13 protein-coding genes are annotated in these 16,445 nt (G+C 69.9%); 7 read left to right on the plus strand and 6 right to left on the minus strand.

Features of this window, described 5'->3' with window-relative positions:
- Positions 1 to 1,036, minus strand: a 1,036-nt coding sequence (locus OXS49_RS23940) for an acyl-CoA dehydrogenase family protein (protein WP_267427162.1), incomplete at its 3' end; no start/stop codon positions are given.
- A gap of 239 nt (positions 1,037 to 1,275) precedes the next feature.
- On the opposite strand from OXS49_RS23940, the gene OXS49_RS23945 reads away from it, so the two are divergent.
- Positions 1,276 to 2,964, plus strand: coding sequence for a thiamine pyrophosphate-binding protein (locus tag OXS49_RS23945; RefSeq protein WP_267427163.1), 1,689 nt, complete (start codon positions 1,276 to 1,278; stop codon positions 2,962 to 2,964).
- An 88-nt stretch (positions 2,965 to 3,052) separates the two neighbouring features.
- Here OXS49_RS23945 and OXS49_RS23950 read toward each other — a convergent pair whose 3' ends face one another.
- The 3 genes from OXS49_RS23950 to OXS49_RS23960 form a co-directional block, all read right to left on the minus strand.
- Complete coding sequence (locus tag OXS49_RS23950; protein WP_267427166.1) at positions 3,053 to 3,673, minus strand: Shedu anti-phage system protein SduA domain-containing protein; 621 nt, start codon at positions 3,671 to 3,673, stop codon at positions 3,053 to 3,055.
- Complete coding sequence (locus OXS49_RS23955; RefSeq protein WP_243998232.1) at positions 3,674 to 3,925, minus strand: hypothetical protein; 252 nt, start codon at positions 3,923 to 3,925, stop codon at positions 3,674 to 3,676. It lies immediately after the preceding gene.
- A 202-nt stretch (positions 3,926 to 4,127) separates the two neighbouring features.
- Positions 4,128 to 5,456: an Nramp family divalent metal transporter gene (locus OXS49_RS23960; protein WP_267427168.1), complete on the minus strand. Its 1,329-nt coding sequence runs from the start codon at positions 5,454 to 5,456 to the stop codon at positions 4,128 to 4,130.
- Positions 5,457 to 5,611: 155 nt separating this feature from the next.
- Between OXS49_RS23960 and mntR the strand changes: the two genes are divergently transcribed.
- Both mntR and OXS49_RS23970 read left to right on the plus strand, forming a co-directional pair.
- Entirely contained in the window at positions 5,612 to 6,073 is a 462-nt protein-coding gene (gene mntR, locus OXS49_RS23965) for a manganese-binding transcriptional regulator MntR (RefSeq protein WP_243998227.1), read from the plus strand.
- Positions 6,074 to 6,122: 49 nt separating this feature from the next.
- Complete coding sequence (locus tag OXS49_RS23970) at positions 6,123 to 6,383, plus strand: DUF4926 domain-containing protein (protein WP_267427170.1); 261 nt, start codon at positions 6,123 to 6,125, stop codon at positions 6,381 to 6,383.
- 373 nt (positions 6,384 to 6,756) lie between these two features.
- Here the strand turns inward: OXS49_RS23970 and OXS49_RS23975 are convergent, their stop codons facing one another.
- Complete coding sequence (locus tag OXS49_RS23975; RefSeq protein WP_243998225.1) at positions 6,757 to 7,941, minus strand: putative zinc-binding metallopeptidase; 1,185 nt, start codon at positions 7,939 to 7,941, stop codon at positions 6,757 to 6,759.
- A 191-nt stretch (positions 7,942 to 8,132) separates the two neighbouring features.
- Here OXS49_RS23975 and OXS49_RS23980 point away from each other — a divergent pair, with 191 nt between their 5' ends.
- The 4 genes from OXS49_RS23980 to OXS49_RS23995 all read left to right on the plus strand — a co-directional run bounded on the left by OXS49_RS23980 (position 8,133) and on the right by OXS49_RS23995 (position 15,727).
- The gene (locus OXS49_RS23980) at positions 8,133 to 11,411 is read left to right on the plus strand and encodes a transglutaminase family protein (RefSeq protein ID WP_267427171.1); all 3,279 of its coding nucleotides are present in this window, start codon (positions 8,133 to 8,135) and stop codon (positions 11,409 to 11,411) included.
- 13 nt (positions 11,412 to 11,424) lie between these two features.
- The gene (locus OXS49_RS23985) at positions 11,425 to 13,962 is read left to right on the plus strand and encodes a circularly permuted type 2 ATP-grasp protein (RefSeq protein ID WP_267427187.1); all 2,538 of its coding nucleotides are present in this window, start codon (positions 11,425 to 11,427) and stop codon (positions 13,960 to 13,962) included.
- Between the two features lie 115 nt (positions 13,963 to 14,077).
- Complete coding sequence (locus OXS49_RS23990) at positions 14,078 to 14,977, plus strand: transglutaminase family protein (RefSeq protein ID WP_267427188.1); 900 nt, start codon at positions 14,078 to 14,080, stop codon at positions 14,975 to 14,977.
- A 279-nt stretch (positions 14,978 to 15,256) separates the two neighbouring features.
- Positions 15,257 to 15,727, plus strand: a complete 471-nt coding sequence (locus OXS49_RS23995; protein WP_267427173.1) for a hypothetical protein — start codon at positions 15,257 to 15,259, stop codon at positions 15,725 to 15,727.
- A gap of 99 nt (positions 15,728 to 15,826) precedes the next feature.
- On the opposite strand, the gene OXS49_RS24000 is transcribed toward OXS49_RS23995, so the two are convergent.
- Positions 15,827 to 16,438, minus strand: coding sequence for a pyridoxamine 5'-phosphate oxidase family protein (locus tag OXS49_RS24000; protein WP_267427175.1), 612 nt, complete (start codon positions 16,436 to 16,438; stop codon positions 15,827 to 15,829).
- Positions 16,439 to 16,445: the final 7 nt, after the last annotated feature.

A 16,445-nucleotide genomic window follows, 5' to 3' on the forward strand; every position in this document is an offset into this window, starting at 1 on the left:
GGTCGCGGGAGAGCTGCTCCAGGGGATGCCCGTGCAGGAAGCCCGGCAGGCCGACGGAGCGCTGGGCGAGCTGCAGCACGTCGAGCCCGGCCTTCTCCACCGCGAGCCGGGCGAGGTTGACGAAGGCGACGACGCGTGCGGCCGGCAGCGTCCCGCCGGTGGCCAGGGCCGCCGCCCGCGCCACCCAGTGCCGCGCCCCCTCGACCGCGATGGCGCCCTCGCCCAGCCGCGCGAGCTGATGGGGATCGGCCCCGCGCCCGAGGCGCACGAGATGGGCCCGCCACGCGTCGAACACGGCCTCGATGCCGCCGAGCTGCACCGCCAGGAACCGCCACGCGCCCCCCGAGAAGGCCGGCTGGCGGAAATAGTCGTCCGGGTTTCCGAGGATGGCGTCGTCCCGGAGGGCGATCCCGCCGAAATCGAGGGTTCCGGTGGCCGAGGCCCGCATGCCCTGCGCCCGCCATGCCGAGCGGTCGGCCCGGGTGCCGGGCTCCAGCGGCACCACCAGCATCAGGGTCCCGCCCCCGCGCGGACAGGGCGCCGTGACCAGGGCGCGGGTCACGAAGCCCGCGCCCGAGGCGAAGCATTTCGCGCCGCTCAGGCGCAGGCCATCCTCGTCGGCCTCCAAGACGAGGCCCGCCCCGGCCAGCTCGGTGTTCCAGACGCCGAACAGGTGGCCCGCGCGGGCATCGGCGAACAGGCGCGCGCGCTGACCGGCTGTGCCGTATTGGCCGATGAGCTGGAGGGCGTTGACGTGGCCCTCGTAGAGCCGTCCGAGCGCCAGGCTGCCGGAACCGACGAGGCGCAGCACCTCGGCCAGCGCCCCGGCGCCCGGCTCCGCGCCGAGGCCCGCCCCGCCCAGAGCCGCCGGGACCGGCGCGGCGAGCAGGCCCAGGCGGGCGAGGTCGGCGACATCCGCGTGCGGGAACCCGTCGTCGCGATCCTGGCCCGCGGCACGCCGCGCCGCCGACAGGGCGATCGCGCGCGCCGCGGCCTCGGCGTCGCGGCTCAGATCGGGCGGTGTCCGCTGGTCCATGGTGTCCTTCCAACGGGCCGCATCGACCGGCGGAACCTTGCGACCCCGGGAAGACCCGGGATCACGGGTTCGTGAATCGTTGCACCATGCGACCAAAGGAGGCGCAAGCCGACGAAGAGCCGCGCATCGATCCGCTCGACGAGCCTCGGCGCAGGCCCGTCCGGCGCCAGGAGGCCGCCGGGGCTTGCCCTGGGGTATCCATCGTCTAGCCTCCAGGCCAATTCCACCGGGGGCCAGGCATGACGATCGAGACCGTCGAGGCAGCGGGCCGCCGCCGGGGCGCCGACCTCCTGGTGGAGGTGCTGCGCTCGGAGGGGGTGCGCTACATCTTCGGCAATCCCGGTACCACGGAATTGCCGCTGATCGACGCGCTCACCGAGGCGCCCGACATCACCTACATTCTGGCCCTGCAGGAAGCGACCGCAGTCGCCATGGCGGACGGCTACGCGCAGGGCGCGCGGCGCCCCGCCTTCCTCAACCTGCACACTGCGGGCGGCCTCGGCCACGCCATGGGCGGGCTGGTCAATTCCCAGGTCTCAGGCACGCCGCTGGTGGTCACCGCCGGGCAGCAGGACCTGCGCCACGCGCTGACCGATCCGCTCCTGATGGGCGACCTCGTGGCCATCGCCGACCCGGTGATGAAATGGGCGCGCGAAGTGACGAGCCCGGACCAGATCCCGATCCTGCTGCGCCGCGCCTTCCACGATGCGGGGGCTGCCCCCTCCGGCCCGGTCTTCCTGTCCCTGCCCATGGACGTAATGGAGGCGATGAGCACGGTTCCCGCGGGCGAGACCTCGACCATCGACCAGCGGGCGGTGGCGGGCTCCCTGGACCGGCTGGCGGAGAAACTCGCCGCGATCGCACCGGGCCGCCTCGCCCTGATCGCGGGCGACGAGATCGACGCCTCGGACGCCTCGGCGCAGATGGTGGCGCTGGCCGATCTCCTGGCGGCGCCGGTCTACGGTTCGTCCTGGCCGGCCCACATCCCCTTCCCCACTGCGCACCCGCTCTGGGCCGGCAACCTGCCGACCCGGGCGGACGCCATCGCGGAGATCCTCGGGCGCTACGACGCGGTGTTCGCGCTCGGCGGCAAGTCGCTGATCACCGTGCTCTACTCGGAGGTCTCGGCGGTGCCACCGGGGGTGCAGGTGTTTCAGCTCTCCGCGGATGTCCGTGACCTCGGGCGCACCTACGCCACCGGCCTGTCGACGGTGGGCGACATCCGCGCCTCGCTGGAGGCACTGCTGCCGCTGCTCGAGCCCCGCCTCGCCGACCGGTCCGCGATTTTCGCGGACCTGCGCGACCGGGCCGTGACCGCCCGGGCCGAGCGCCGGGCGAAGCTCGCCGCCGCCGCGGATGCGGCCTTCGCGGATCCGGTGATCGCGCCGCTGGTGGCCGCCCGGGAGGTGGCCCGCGCGGTCGGGGCCGAGACCACCATCGTGGACGAGGCCCCCGCGACCCTGACCCACCTGCGCACCTTCCTCGATAGCCCCTCGGCCCATCAGTACGCGGCGATGCGCGGCGGCGTGCTCGGCTGGGGCATGCCGGCCGCGGTCGGCTTCTCCCTGGGCCTCGACCGCGCCCCGGTGGTCTGCGTGGTCGGCGACGGCGCCGCGCTATACTCGCCTCAGGCCCTGTGGACAGCCGCGCACGAAAAGCTGCCGGTCACCTTCGTGGTGATCAACAACGCCGAGTACAACATCCTCAAGACCTTCATGAAGGGCCAGGCACACTACGCCTCGGTGCGCGCCAACCGCTTCATCGCCATGGACCTCACCGACCCGCGGATCGATTTTCTGGCACTCGCCGCCTCGATGGGGGTTCCGGCGCGGCGGGTGACGGCCGCCGCCGATATCGCCCCGGCGATCGAGGCCGGGATCCGGTCGGGGGGCGCCAACCTCGTGGAGGTGGTGGTGCGGGCGATGTGAGGGAGGGCGGTGGGGGCGAAAAGATCTTCTCTTCGTAAAGACGCGTGAAGGAGCTCCGATCCGATCGAGGTCCGTTCATGCTCCATCGTCAAGTCCAGGTTTTCGCGACTGAGAGATTATCCTCCATGCTGCGCACCATCTCGTCGTACGTCAGCACCAAAGCTGGTTGGCCTTCCACCTTAAGGTGATCGCGACGATGCTTGAACCTTTTACGTTCCACGTCGTCGGCCAAGCTCGCGTCGCGACCGCAAATGACGGCATAAGCACTCGTGGTGATCGGGCCACCAAAGCCGCCGAGCAGAACCGAATCGTTTGGATGATCGGATCGTACCCAAGCCCAATCGAGGATCTGGGTGAATCCATGCTCGATCCGCGGCGACCAGAAACGATATTGAGGGGTGCCTTTCTTGAAGATGCTCGTTGCTTCCGCATCCTCGAATTCGATGAGCCCGAACCGGCGTTGACCATCGTTACCAAGCACCAAGTCGGTGCGAAACATTCCTTTGAGCGCGAGTTCGAACTTGATCATATCAGGCGCTGGCAGACCTAACGTCGAAGCTAAAAGGCAGGCCATGTGTCGCCGCTTCTTGATTTCAGAAACAATAACCGTCTCGCCAACGAAATTCACCGCAGCGAGCCATGCCTTGAACGATGCCAATTCGGTGTCGGCGTGCCTCAGATCGAATTTGATTCTTTCAAAACTGTTCATTCAGGCTTGAGCAAACGAATGATCGACGATCGAGAGGATCTCCGGCGCGTTATCCGAGGATTGCCGACGCCACAGCACACGCTTGTTTCCGAGCCGGGATACGAAACGACCATCGCTGATCGGCTTCGTCGTTTCCGGCTGCTCGATCTCATCACTTGCGAACAGGCGCTTCAGAGCTGCCTTCTCGGCCTGGGGCAGCAACGCGAGCTGTGCAGCTGCCGGATAGCTGATCTTGAATTTGCCCGTGCGCATGACGCCATCCCCATAGCAAAGACATAGGTCTCTCGCGAGGCTCATGCTACGCGTCGGCTTCGCTTACCGACAACGCGTCATGTGAGCTGTGTGGGATTTTCGACATCTCTGCACAGCCAACCTGTGGGCTGCGGCTTGAGCCAACGATCGATCTGCGTCCGGTGACGCGAAGGCGTGGGCACGACAACCGCGCTGCGGGCTCTCACCCCAATCCCGGCACCGGCACCCCGAACGCCGCCGCCAGCAGCACCATGTTGAGCGCCAGCACCACCGCAGCCCCCGCCATGGCGGCCGCCTGGGTGAGCGGCCCGTTGGCAAAGGGCCCCATCACGCTCCGGCGCCGGGTGAACACCACCAGCGCCACCATTGGTACCGGCAGGGCCAGCGACAGCACCACCTGCGACAGGACCAGCGCCCGGGTCGGATCGACGCCGATCGCCACGACCACGAAGGCCGGCAGCATGGTCGCGAGCCGGCGGACGAGGAGCGGGATCCGCCAGCCGGTGAAGCCCTGCATCACCATCTGCCCGGCGAGCGTCCCGACCACCGACGAGGAGATACCGGAGGCCAGCAGCGACACCAGGAAGGCCGCCCCCGCGGCGGGGCCCAGCAACGGCGTCAGGGTCCGGTAGGCCTCGCCGATCTCGGCCACTTCGCTGTGGCCGAGATGGAAGGCCGCCGCCGCCATGATTACCATCGCGATGTTGACGAGGCCCGCCAGCATCAGGGCCACCACCACCTCGCGGTTCGAGTAGCGCACCAGCAGGCGCCGGTCGGCCTCGCTGCGCGGATTGCCCCGCCCCTGGGTCAGGCCCGAATGCAGGAACAGCGCGTGCGGCATCACGGTGGCGCCGATGATCCCCACCGCGATGGTCAGCGCCTCCGCGTCCGGGATTTTTGGGGTCACGAGACCCTTGGCGGCCTCGCCCCAGGCCACCGGGGCCACCAGAAGCTCGACCGCGTAGCAGAGGCCGATCGTGCCGACCATCACGCCGATGGCAATCTCCAGCGGCCGGAAACCCTCGTGCTCCAAGAGCAGGATCGCATAGGTGATGACCGCCGTGACCGCCATGCCGGCCATGAGCGGCATGCCGGTGAGCAGCGACAGGCCGATGGCGCCGCCGAGGAACTCCGCGAGGTCGGTCGCCATGGCGGCGACCTCACTGATGCCCCACAGGGCGAGGCGCACCGGGCGGGTCGTCGCGTCCCGGCAATGCTCGGCGAGGTTTTTTCCCGTGACGATCCCGAGCTTGGCCGAGAGCGCCTGGAACAGCATCGCGGTGAGGTTGGCGAGCAGCACCACCCAGAGCAGGCCGTAGCCGTAGCGAGCACCGGCCTGGATGTTGGTGGCGAAGTTTCCGGGGTCCATGTAGGCGATCGACGCCGTCACGGCGGGCCCCACGAACAGCAGAAACCGGCCCCGGCCGCTCCGACGCCCGTCGAGGACGTCGCGGATCGCGCCCTCGGTCCGCCGGCTCATCGCCCCGGGCGCGGCGCTTCCGGGGGTCGTCGCGGCGTTCGGTGACGCCATGCTCACCTTCTCCTCAAAAATATAGCGTTGGCTATATTCAGGGCTGAGCGCGCCGGATTCAAGCCCTAAATGGGGATTCTGTGGGACTCCCCTCCCGCGGGCGGTTCTTGCTAGACAGGGGCGGGGCGGCGCGTGCGTGCCGAGAGGGAGAGCCGATGCAGGAACCGTCCGAGCAGGGCCCGCCCGAGACCGTTCTGGTCGATCCCGAGCGGCACGTGGAGAGCTTTCGCCAAGCCCGCGAGGCCCGGCGTTCCGAGTTGGTCGAGGATTACGTCGAGCTGATCGACGATCTGATCGGCGATGGCGGCGAGGCACGGCAGGTGGACATCGCGGCGCGCCTCGGCGTGGCGCAGCCCACCGTCGCCAAGATGCTCAAGCGCCTATGCGAGGACGGGCTCGTCCAGCAGCGGCCCTATCGCGGCGTGTTCCTGACCGAGGCCGGCCGTCGGCTGGCTGCCCAAGCCCGGGAGCGCCACCGCATCGTCGAGCGTTTCCTCTGCGCGCTGGGGGTGAGCCCCGAGACTGCCCGGCGGGACGCCGAGGGGATCGAGCATCACGTCAGCGCCGAGACGCTCGAGGCGTTCCGTGCCTTCGCGGCGCGGCACGGGGGGGCGTGACGGGCGCGGATCCGCGTTGCGTTCGGGGGAGAGGGCTATCGTGTGCGCCATGAGTGTTCAGCGTCCGGACAGGCACGTGCCGCCCGCCGGGGCTGAGTGGACTGAGCCGGTTCGCGAACTCGATCGCGTGCGGGTTCTACTGCCTGTGATGGGTGACGACGACCTGACGGTGCCGGCCGGCGCGACCGGTACGGTGGTAGCTGTCTACACAGACGGTGCGGCGTTCGAGGTCGAGTTCACGGAGCCCTTCGACACGCTGGCCACGATCGATGCCGCTGCGGTGCGCCTCGTTGAACGGGCGGTCAGGTGACTACGAGCGAAGCGGATTGGCTGTCCCGCTTTCATATCGCTCCCGCCGAAATCGCGGATTACCTTCTCAACCCCATCACAAGGACGAAGCCGCGAAAGGCCGCTTCCTGGCGGTGTTCGGCCTTACGCCCCGTAACCCGGACGATGTTCGGGATGCGTTGCTCTCGCACTGTTGCCGGGCGCATTTCAAACGCGTCCTTACCGGCCACCAGGCCGTTAAGCTCTATTTCGAAAGGCCTCTCGCGGCGCTGATCGGAATGGACCCGCAGGTTCGGACCGTTTGGCAGACCGATGAGGGCGACCCGTCGCGGACGGCCCGGTTCATCACGCTGAAACCATTGCCGCGTCCCCGGCCGTGACTGGCTGCCGGGCCCTCACCCCGTCGCCGACGCTACCTTCTGGCGCAGGCCCATGATCACCGCGCGCAGCATCTCGGCCCCGGCCTCGCCGGCATCCGGCAGGGTGCCGGTGCGGGAGGCGTAGATCCGCTCGTGCACGAAGGCGAGCTTCGCAATCACTGTGGGCGTCAACTTGAACGGGTAGAGCGCCGACTGGCCCATGCTGTGGGACAGCGAATTGATCGCGTAGGTCAGCGGCAGCCACGCCGCGATCAGCCGGTCGAGGTCCAAGGTATTGTAGGGGTCGAAGTCGATGACCGTCGGCGACGCGGACCTATGGCGCAGGCGCGGGCGCACGTGCAACTCGAAGGTCGATGCGGTCTCGAGCGTGTCGACGATGTGCAGGTAATGCGCGAAGGTCTCGGCGAAATCCTCCCACGGGTGGGCCGTGGCGTAGGCCGAGACGTAGGATTCGTCCCAGTCGGCCGGCGCCCCCTTCGCGTAATGATCCTGCAGGGCTTGGACGTAGTTGCGGCGCTCGTCACCGAACAGCGCCCGGAAGGGCTCCCAGGCGGGGCCGTTCAGCACCAGCAGATACCAGAAATAATGTCCGATCTCGTGCCGGAAATGGCCGAGCAGGGTGCGGTAATGCTCGCCGAACAGGATCCGGCGGCGCTCCCGCTCGACGTCGTCGGCCTCGGCGATGTTCATGGTGATCAGGCCGTTGATATGGCCCGTCAGCACCGGCGGCCCGCCGGAAAAGCTCTCGGCGGGATCGACCAGGAAGTCGAAGGCCAGCCCGTCCGTGTACTGAGCGCGGGTGGCGAGCGGCAATTCCAGACGGAGCAGCGAGTAGAACAGCCGGTGCTTGGCGGCCTCGATCGGACGCCAGCGGGTCAGGTTCCAGGGCTGCGACAGGTCCGGCACAACCCGGTTGTGGCGGCAGGCGGTGCAGAAGATGTCGGTGCAGTCCTCCGGCACCAGCCAGTTGCAGGCCTCCGACAGGGCGTTGTTGCACAGGCGATAGCGTCGGCCCGGATCCGCGTAGGCGTGGAACACCCGCGCGCCGCCCATCAAAGGATGACCTGAGAGCCCCTGCGGCTCCAGGGCCGAGATCTCGTGAACTGCGCACACATAGCCGAGGCGCCGGGCGCAGCTCTCGCAGCCGGTCGCCTCGAAGGTGACCGGCTGGTCGCACGCCTGGCACTGGAAAATCTTCATCGGGCCGTCCCGGGCCGGCATCCGGCCCACCTGCCGATCAAGCGGGGCTGCGGGGCAAAGTTCCTGCCAGACAGCCGGGCCGCCGCACGGAAATTGCTTGTCGGTGGGTGTGTATCGCATAACTGCGCGGTTGGGTCCGGCGCCAGGGACCGGCATCGAGAACCGCGTTCGATCCTTTCGACGGAGCCATCGTGTCGATTAAAGCCGCCCTGCACCACGTCACGCATTACCGCTACGACCGGCCGATCAGCCTCGGGCCTCAGGTGATCCGCCTGCGCCCGGCGCCGCACGCGCGGACCAAGGTCCCGGCCTACGCGCTGACGGTGACGCCCGCCAACCACTTCCTGAACTGGCAGCAGGATCCGAGCGGCAACTGGCTCGCCCGGCTCGTCTTCCCGGAGAAGACCGACGAGTTGAAGATCGAGGTCGATCTCACCGCCGACATGGCGGTGATCAACCCGTTCGACTTCTTCGTGGAGGACTACGCCCAGACCCATCCCTTCGCGTATGACGCCGATCTCGCGGAGGAGCTGACGCCCTATCGCCTGCCGGTCGACGCCGAGTGCCCCGAAATGGAGGCGCTGCTGGGCCGGCTGCCCGAAGAGCCCAACACAGTCCAGTTCCTGGTGGCGCTGAACGCCCAGATCGCCGGGGAGACCGCCTACGGCGTCCGCATGGAGCCCGGGGTCCAGACCCCCGCCGAGACGTTGCGGCTCAAGAGCGGGTCGTGCCGCGATTCCGCATGGCTGCTCGTGCAGGTGCTGCGCCGGATCGGTTTCGCCGCCCGGTTCGTCTCCGGCTACCTGATCCAGCTCGTGCCCGACACCACTGCGGTCGATGGCCCCACGGGAGCCTCGGCGGATTTCACCGACCTGCACGCCTGGGCCGAGGTCTACCTGCCGGGCGCCGGCTGGGTCGGCATGGACGCGACCTCGGGTCTGCTCACCGGCGAGGGCCACATCCCGCTGGCCGCGACGCCGCACTACCATTCGGCCGCGCCGATCTCGGGGGCGATGGAGCCGGCCCAGACCACCTTCGACTTCGCGATGAGCATCACCCGCGTCGCCGAGACGCCGCGGATCACCAAGCCGTTCTCGGAGGCGATCTGGACGTCCATGGACGCGCTGGGCGAGCGGGTCGATGCCGACCTCGCGAAGCAGGACGTGCGGCTCACCATGGGCGGCGAGCCGACCTTCGTGTCGGTGGACGATTTCGAAGCCCCCGAATGGAACATCGCCGCGGTCGGCCCGACCAAGCGCGGCCGCGCCGACGAACTGATCCGGCGCCTGCGCGACCGGTTCGGCCCCGGCGGGCTGCTCCATTACGGCCAGGGCAAGTGGTATCCCGGCGAGAGCCTGCCCCGCTGGGCCTTCGGGCTCTACTGGCGCAAGGACGGCAAGCCGATCTGGCGCAACCCGGACCTGATCGCTCCGGAAGCTGCCCCCGGGGAGGAGGGAACGGCCACCATCGCGCAGGCCAAGGCGCTCACCGACGCGCTGGCCCGTCGCCTCGGCCTGTCCGACTACGTCTTCCCGGCCTTCGAGGACGTTGAGCTCTGGGAGAAGAAGGTCGCAGCGCTGCCGGTCAACGTCACGCCGGCCGACGCCAAGTCCGGCTCGGTGGAGTTCGATGCGCGGATCAAGCGGGTCTACGCGCGGGGTCTCGGGGAGGCCGCGGGCTACGTCCTGCCGCTGGCCAGCCTGCCCACCGGCAAGGACGGCGATGCCGATCGGGTCTGGATCTCGGAGACATGGGAGTTCCGCCGCGGTGCCACCTTCCTGGTGCCGGGGGACTCGCCGTTGGGCTTCCGCCTGCCCCTGTCGTCCCTGCCCTACGTGCCACCGGAGCATTATCCCTACTACCAGCCGCAGGATCCCCTGGAGCCCCGCGCCGCGCTGCCCGACGGGCATCCCGGCGAGACGACCGTCAACGGCTCGGGCATCACGGGCGTGGCCGTGCGCACGGCGGTGTCGATCGAGCCCCGGGACGGGGTGGTGCGGGTGTTCATGCCGCCGGTGCAGCGCGTCGACGAATACCTCGAACTCGCCGGCCATCTCGAAGCGGTCGCCGCCGGGCTGAACCTGCCGATCCAGATCGAGGGCTACGAGCCGCCCTACGACCCACGGATCGGCATGATCAAGGTAACGCCCGACCCGGGTGTGATCGAGGTCAACGTCCACCCGGCCGCCTCCTGGCGGGAGGCGGTCGACATCACCACCGACCTCTACGCCGAGGCCCGCCAGACCCGGCTCGGCGCCGAGAAGTTCATGGTCGACGGGCGCCACACCGGCACCGGCGGCGGCAACCACGTGGTCATGGGCGGCGTCACGCCGGACGATTCGCCATTCCTGCGCCGACCCGACCTGCTCAAGAGCCTCGTGCTCTATTGGCAGCGCCACCCTGCCCTCTCCTACCTGTTCTCGGGCCTGTATATCGGCCCGACCAGCCAGGCCCCGCGCATGGACGAGGCCCGCCATGACGGGCTCTACGAGCTGGAGATCGCGCTGGCGCAGATCCCGGCCCCCGACGCGCCCAACATCCCGCGCTGGCTGGTCGACCGGGTGTTCCGCAACATCCTGGTGGACGTCTCCGGCAACACCCACCGGTCCGAGATCTGCATCGACAAGCTCTACTCGCCGGACGGGCCGACCGGCCGCCTCGGCCTCCTGGAATTCCGCGCCTTCGAGATGCCGCCGGACGCGCGGATGAGCCTCGCGCAGCAGCTCCTGCTCCGCGCCCTCGTGGCGTGGCTCTGGCGCGAGCCGCAGACCGGCAGTTGTGTCCGCTGGGGCACGAACCTCCACGATCGCTTCATGCTCCCGCATTTCCTCTGGTCCGACTTCCTCGGGGTGCTGGAGGATCTGCGGGCGGCAGGGTACGCTTTCGATCCCGTCGCCTTCGAGGCGCAGGCCCTGTTCCGGTTCCCGGTCTTCGGCGCGGTGGAGCATGGCGGCGTCCGGATGGAACTGCGCCAGGCGCTGGAGCCCTGGCACGTGATGGGCGAGGAAGGGACAAGCGGGGGCACCGTGCGCTTCGTCGACAGCTCGGTCGAGCGGCTGCAGGTCAAGGTCGAGGGCTTCGTGCCCGAGCGGCACGTCATTGCCTGCAACGGCCGTCGCCTGCCCATGACCTCCACCGGCCGCGGCGGCGAAGCCGTGGCGGGCCTGCGCTTCAAGGCGTGGCAGCCGGCCTCCTCGCTGCACCCGACGATCCCGGCGCACGCACCGCTGACCTTCGACATCCTCGATGCCTGGAGCGGGCGCTCGCTCGGCGGCTGTCGCTACCACGTCGCCCATCCGGGCGGGCGCAACTACGAGACCCACCCGGTCAACGCCTACGAGGCGGAGGGGCGGCGCCTCGCCCGGTTCCAGCCGCACGGCCATACCCCGGGCCAGGTCGCGATGCCCCGGCCGGAACCGAGCGCGGAGTTTCCGCTGACCCTCGACCTGCGCACGTCGGCTCCGCAATGATCGGGGGGCCGTGATGGGGGCGGCGCTCGCGGAGAGCCTCGCCCGGGCCGAGCCGGCGGAGGACCCGCTGGCGCGCGTCGCCCGTTGGGCCGCGGGCTACCGGCCGGTCCCCGGGCGGCCGGACGAGTTCCTGGGGCCGGACGGACAGCCCCGCGGGGCCTGGCCGCGCCTGCTCGACCGCCTCGGCGGCCTGACCGAGACGGAGATCCTGGCCCGCTTCGTCGCGGCGGAGCGGCACATCCGGGACGCCGGCATCTCGTTCCGCATCGCCGGCGACCAGCGCGAGCATCCCTGGCCGCTCGGCTGCCTGCCCTTGGTGATCGAAGGCGCCGAATGGGCTTCGCTGAGCGCCGGCATCGTCCAGCGCGCGGAGCTGATGGAGGCGATCCTCGCCGACGTCTACGGCGATGGAAGGCTGGTCGAGGAGGGGCTGCTCCCCGCCGCGATTGTGGCCGGCACGCCCGAATTCCTGCACCCGCTCCACCGGGTCATGCCCCCCGGCGGCCACTACCTGAAGCTCTACGCCGCCGATCTCGGCCGGGGACCGGACGGGCGCTGGCAGGTGCTGGCCGACCGGACGCAGGCACCCTCGGGCCTCGGCTGGGCGCTGGAGAACCGGATGGTCCTGGCCCGGACCTTCCCGGACCTCGTCCAAGACCTCCATGTCGAGCGCCTGCCGGCCTTCTTCCAGGCGTTTCGCGATGGTCTGACGCTGGGCGCCGAGCGGATCGACCCGCGGATCTGCCTGCTGACCTCCGGCCCCTACAGCAGCACCTATGTCGAGCAGGCGGCGCTCGCCCGCTATCTCGGCCTGATGCTGGTGGAGGGCGACGACCTCGTCATGCAGGATGGGCGCCTGCACGTGCGCACCGTCTCGGGCCTGAAGCGCGCCGACGCCGTGTGGCGCCGGATCGATTCCGACTTTCTCGATCCCCTGGAGCTGAACCCGGCTTCGCGGCTCGGCGTCCCCGGTATTCTCGAGGCCCTGCGCAACGGCTCCCTGGTGGTGACCAACATGCCGGGCTCGGGGCTCGTGGAGTCGGCCGCGCTCGCCCCCTATCTCGACGGCATCGCCCGCCGGATCTTCGGCGAGCCCCTGCGGCTCGGCCATCCGCGCACGTGGTGGTGTGGCGACCTCGAAGGCCTCGCGCACGCGCAGGCCAACCTCGACAGCCTGACCCTGCGCCCGGCCGCGACGCCCCAGCGTGGGGCGGGGCGCGACGCGATCCTAGCGGGCCCCGTCCTGGCAGCCGAGCGGGAGCGGGTGGTGGCGGCCCTGCGCGATCGACCGTTCGACTACGTCGCCCAGGAGGCCGCGCCGCTCTCGACCATGCCGGGCTGGGAGCGCGGCCCGGACGGCCTCTCGCTGGCGCCCCGCCCCTTCGTGGTCCGGGTCTTCGCCACGCGGACGCCGCTCGGCTGGCAGGTCATGCCCGGGGGCTTCTGCCGGGTCGCGGAACGCGAGGATGTCGATCCGATCGAATTGCGGCTCGGCATCCGCTCGGCGGATGTCTGGGTGCTCTCGGAAAAACCGGTCGCCGCGCCCGCGATCGGTCTGCACGCGGCACCGCGGGTGCGGCGGGTCGGCGGACACCTCCCCGCGCGGGCGGCCGACGGCCTGTTCTGGCTCGGCCGCTACCTGGAACGCGCCGAGGCAGTGATCCGGCTGGTGCTGGCTCATCTGCGCAGCGTCGGCGACGCGGTCGGGGCCGATATCTCGGGCGCCCTCGACACGCCGGCCGCCCTGGCTTTGCGGGCCCTCCTGTACGAGTGGGCCACCATCGGCGCGGCCGACCTGCCCACCGCCCGCCTCGCCCAGGAGGCCCTGGCCGGGCGCGAGCGGCCGGGTTCGGCCTGGGCCCATGTCGAGTCGGCCCGCCGCAACGCCGCCGCCTTGCGCGCCCGCCTCTCCGGCGAGGCCTGGAGGGTGCTCGCCGATCTCGGCGAGTCCCTCTCCCTCGACACCGGGTGGGCGCTGGCCGAATCCCAGCTCGCGGGCCGCGCCGAGCGGGCGCTGAGCCAGCTCGCGGCTTTGTCCGGCCTCACCCACGAGAACATGAGCCGGGCGGAGGGCTGGCACTTCGTCGAGCTCGGCCGGCGGATCGAGCGGGCGGTCAACACCTGCACCTTCGCGCTCGCCTTCGCCAACGACGAGGCGACGCCGGGCTGCCTCGGGGTGATGCTGTCGCTCTGCGACTCGCAGATCAGCTACGGGCGCCGCTACCTGCAGGGTGCGGCCCTCGATCCCGTGCGCGACCTGGTGCTGCTCGACCCCTACAACCCGCGCTCGATCGCCTTCCAGGCGGAGGCGATCACCCGCCACCTCGCCGACCTGCCGGCGCTCGCCGCCGACGGTATCCCGGAGCCGCATGTCCGCCTCGCCACCCGGATCCTGGCGGAACTGCGCAGCGGCGAGGCCGCCGATTTCGATGCCGTGCGCCTGACCGCCCTGGAGACCGACCTCGAACGCCTCGCCGACGGGATCGCGGCGCGCTACTTTCCGACGGGGCCGAACGCGCTGCGCCCGGAAAAACTGACGGGGCTGGCGTGATGATGGGCGTTCTTGACGCTGTCGCTTCAAGAACAATCCGCAGCACGAGCTGCGACGCGCCTTCGCTCTTGCCGGCGTCCACGGGCGACAGACGTCTCACGGCATGGCCGCCGGGATGATTTATACGCTGCGCCACCGCACCACCTACCGCTACGGCCGACCGGTGCGCTTCGCCCGCTGCACCCTGCGGCTCAAGCCGCAGGACGGTGAGGGCCAGAGCGTGCTGGCGAGCGCCGTCACGATCGATCCGAGCCCCGCCACTGCGGTGACGCGGCACGACTATTTCGGGATCGACGCGCTGGCGATCACCCTGGAGACGCCCCACACCGTCTTCAGCGTCGAGGCGCTCTCCACCGTGCGAGTCGAACGCGCGGCCCCGCCGCCGCCGGAATCCGGGACGGCCTGGGAGCGGGTTCGCGACGCCGTGGTGGCGGGCCGCGACCTCGGCGGCCGGGCGCCGGTGCATTTCCTGTATCCGAGCGGCCGGGTGCCGCTGCTGCCCGAGGTGACCGCCTACGCACGGCCGAGCTTTTCCGCCGGCCGCAGCGCCTACGGAGCGGCCCATGACCTGATGCTACGGATCGGCAGGGACTTCCGGTTCGATGCCCGCGCCACCAACGTCTACACGCCGCTCTCCGAATCCTTCGCCCTGCGGGCCGGGGTCTGCCAGGATTTCGCCCACGTGATGATCGCGGGCCTGCGGGGCATGGGCCTGCCGGCGGCTTATGTCAGTGGCTACCTGCGCACGGTGCCGCCGCCGGGGCGCCCGCGCCTGCGCGGTGCCGATGCGAGCCACGCCTGGGTCGCAGTCTGGTGCGGCGCGGGCTGGCTCGGCCTCGACCCGACCAACGGCGTGCCGGTGCGGGACGACCACATCGTGGTGGCGCGCGGCCGCGACTACGGCGACGTGGCACCGCTGGACGGCATCGTCAGCGGCTCGGGCAAGCAGCGCCTCAAGGTCGAGGTCGATGTAATCCCCGATACCGAGACGCAGGATCTGGCGCTGGTGGGGTAAGGGCCCTCCGACCCGCACGCCCAGCGGCCTGATCCCGGCAGCGGGTCGGCTCATCCTCCATGCCGGCACGTGTCCTCCAATGCCGGAAGGTGCCCGACCAAAGTCAGGCCAGATACCGAAGTTCGATCCCCAAGGCGGCGCACGGTCAGCGCCAAGAAACGCAGTGCGGAAGGCTATTTCTCTCCGGATGGCGTGCTGTTAAATCATGGCCCCGAGGCATGTGAGCGGCTGACGCCGCCAGGATGACTTGGAGTATTCATGGCAAGGCGGCGACTCGGCTTGACCGCATCGACGGTCGTGGAACTTTTGCTCGCTGCGCCGGCATCGGCGCAGACGGAGATGCAATGGGCCCGGCGTGATGGCGAGGGACGCATCTTGCTCGCCTACGAGGTGCCGGAGACCAGCGACCAGAGTGTCGTGCTGGTCTGCGACACACGAAGCCGCCGGTTTACCGTCTCCTACATCGATGGTCGGGACCGGACGCGTGACGGGACGCGAGCCAAGGTCGTGTTCGCGTCCGAGGGCGGCAAGCTCGCTTTGCCGATGCGCGCGCAAAAACAGGAACTCGACGACACCATCATCCTTAAGGCCGAGCCGGCTCTGAGTCCCGAATGGGTCCGTATTCTGTCCGGCCAGACACTCCGCATCACACTCTCGGATGACACGGAATCGATCCCGCTGGCCGGTGCCCGAAAGGGAGTCGCCGCCCTGGCTGCCGGTTGCAGCCGGGAGGGAGCCGCAGCGGAGTAAGCTTCGGCCCCTGAAGGCTGAGCTGAAACCGTACGGGAGCGGATCGTGTGCAACCGTTCCACGAAGGCGTCCGGACTGCAGCGGCGCAGCCCGTGGACCTTACCACATCGTCTTGGCCGCCCGTCCCGGCCATTCCGCATCGTAGCGCTGGCCGCCGACTTCACCCGCGGTCAGCGCGGCCAGGATCGCCCCGGGGGTTGGCAGGCTCGCTTGATCGACCCGGGCCTCCGGATCCCACAGCTTGGCCCGGATGATCGCCCGGGCGCACTGGAAGTACACCTCCGCGACCGTGATCACGATTGCGGTGCGCGGCGCGTGGCCGTCGACGCTGAAGGAGGCGAGGAGGTCCGGATCGGCCGAGATCACCGCCCGCCCGTTCACCCGCAGCGTCGTGCCCGAGCCCGGGATCAGGAACAGCAGGGCCACCCGCGGATCGCGCACGATGTTGCGCAAGGAATCGATCCGGTTGTTGCCGCGCCGGTCCGGCAGGATCAGCGTGTGCGGATCGGCGACCCGCACGAAGCCCGGCCGGTCCCCACGGGGGCTGCAATCGAGCCCTTCTGGGCCGGAGGTCGCCAGTACCGCGAAGGGCGAGGCCGCGATCAGCGCCGCATAGTCCGGCGTGACCGAGACCGCCACCTTCACCGTGGAGGCGGGCGCCAGGGGTGCGTGGTAGATCGCCTCAAGGGCGGCGAGGCTGTCGACGATCATCGCAGGC

The sequence above is a fragment of the Methylobacterium sp. GC_Met_2 genome (assembly GCF_026540795.1).
GTDB lineage: Bacteria > Pseudomonadota > Alphaproteobacteria > Rhizobiales > Beijerinckiaceae > Methylobacterium.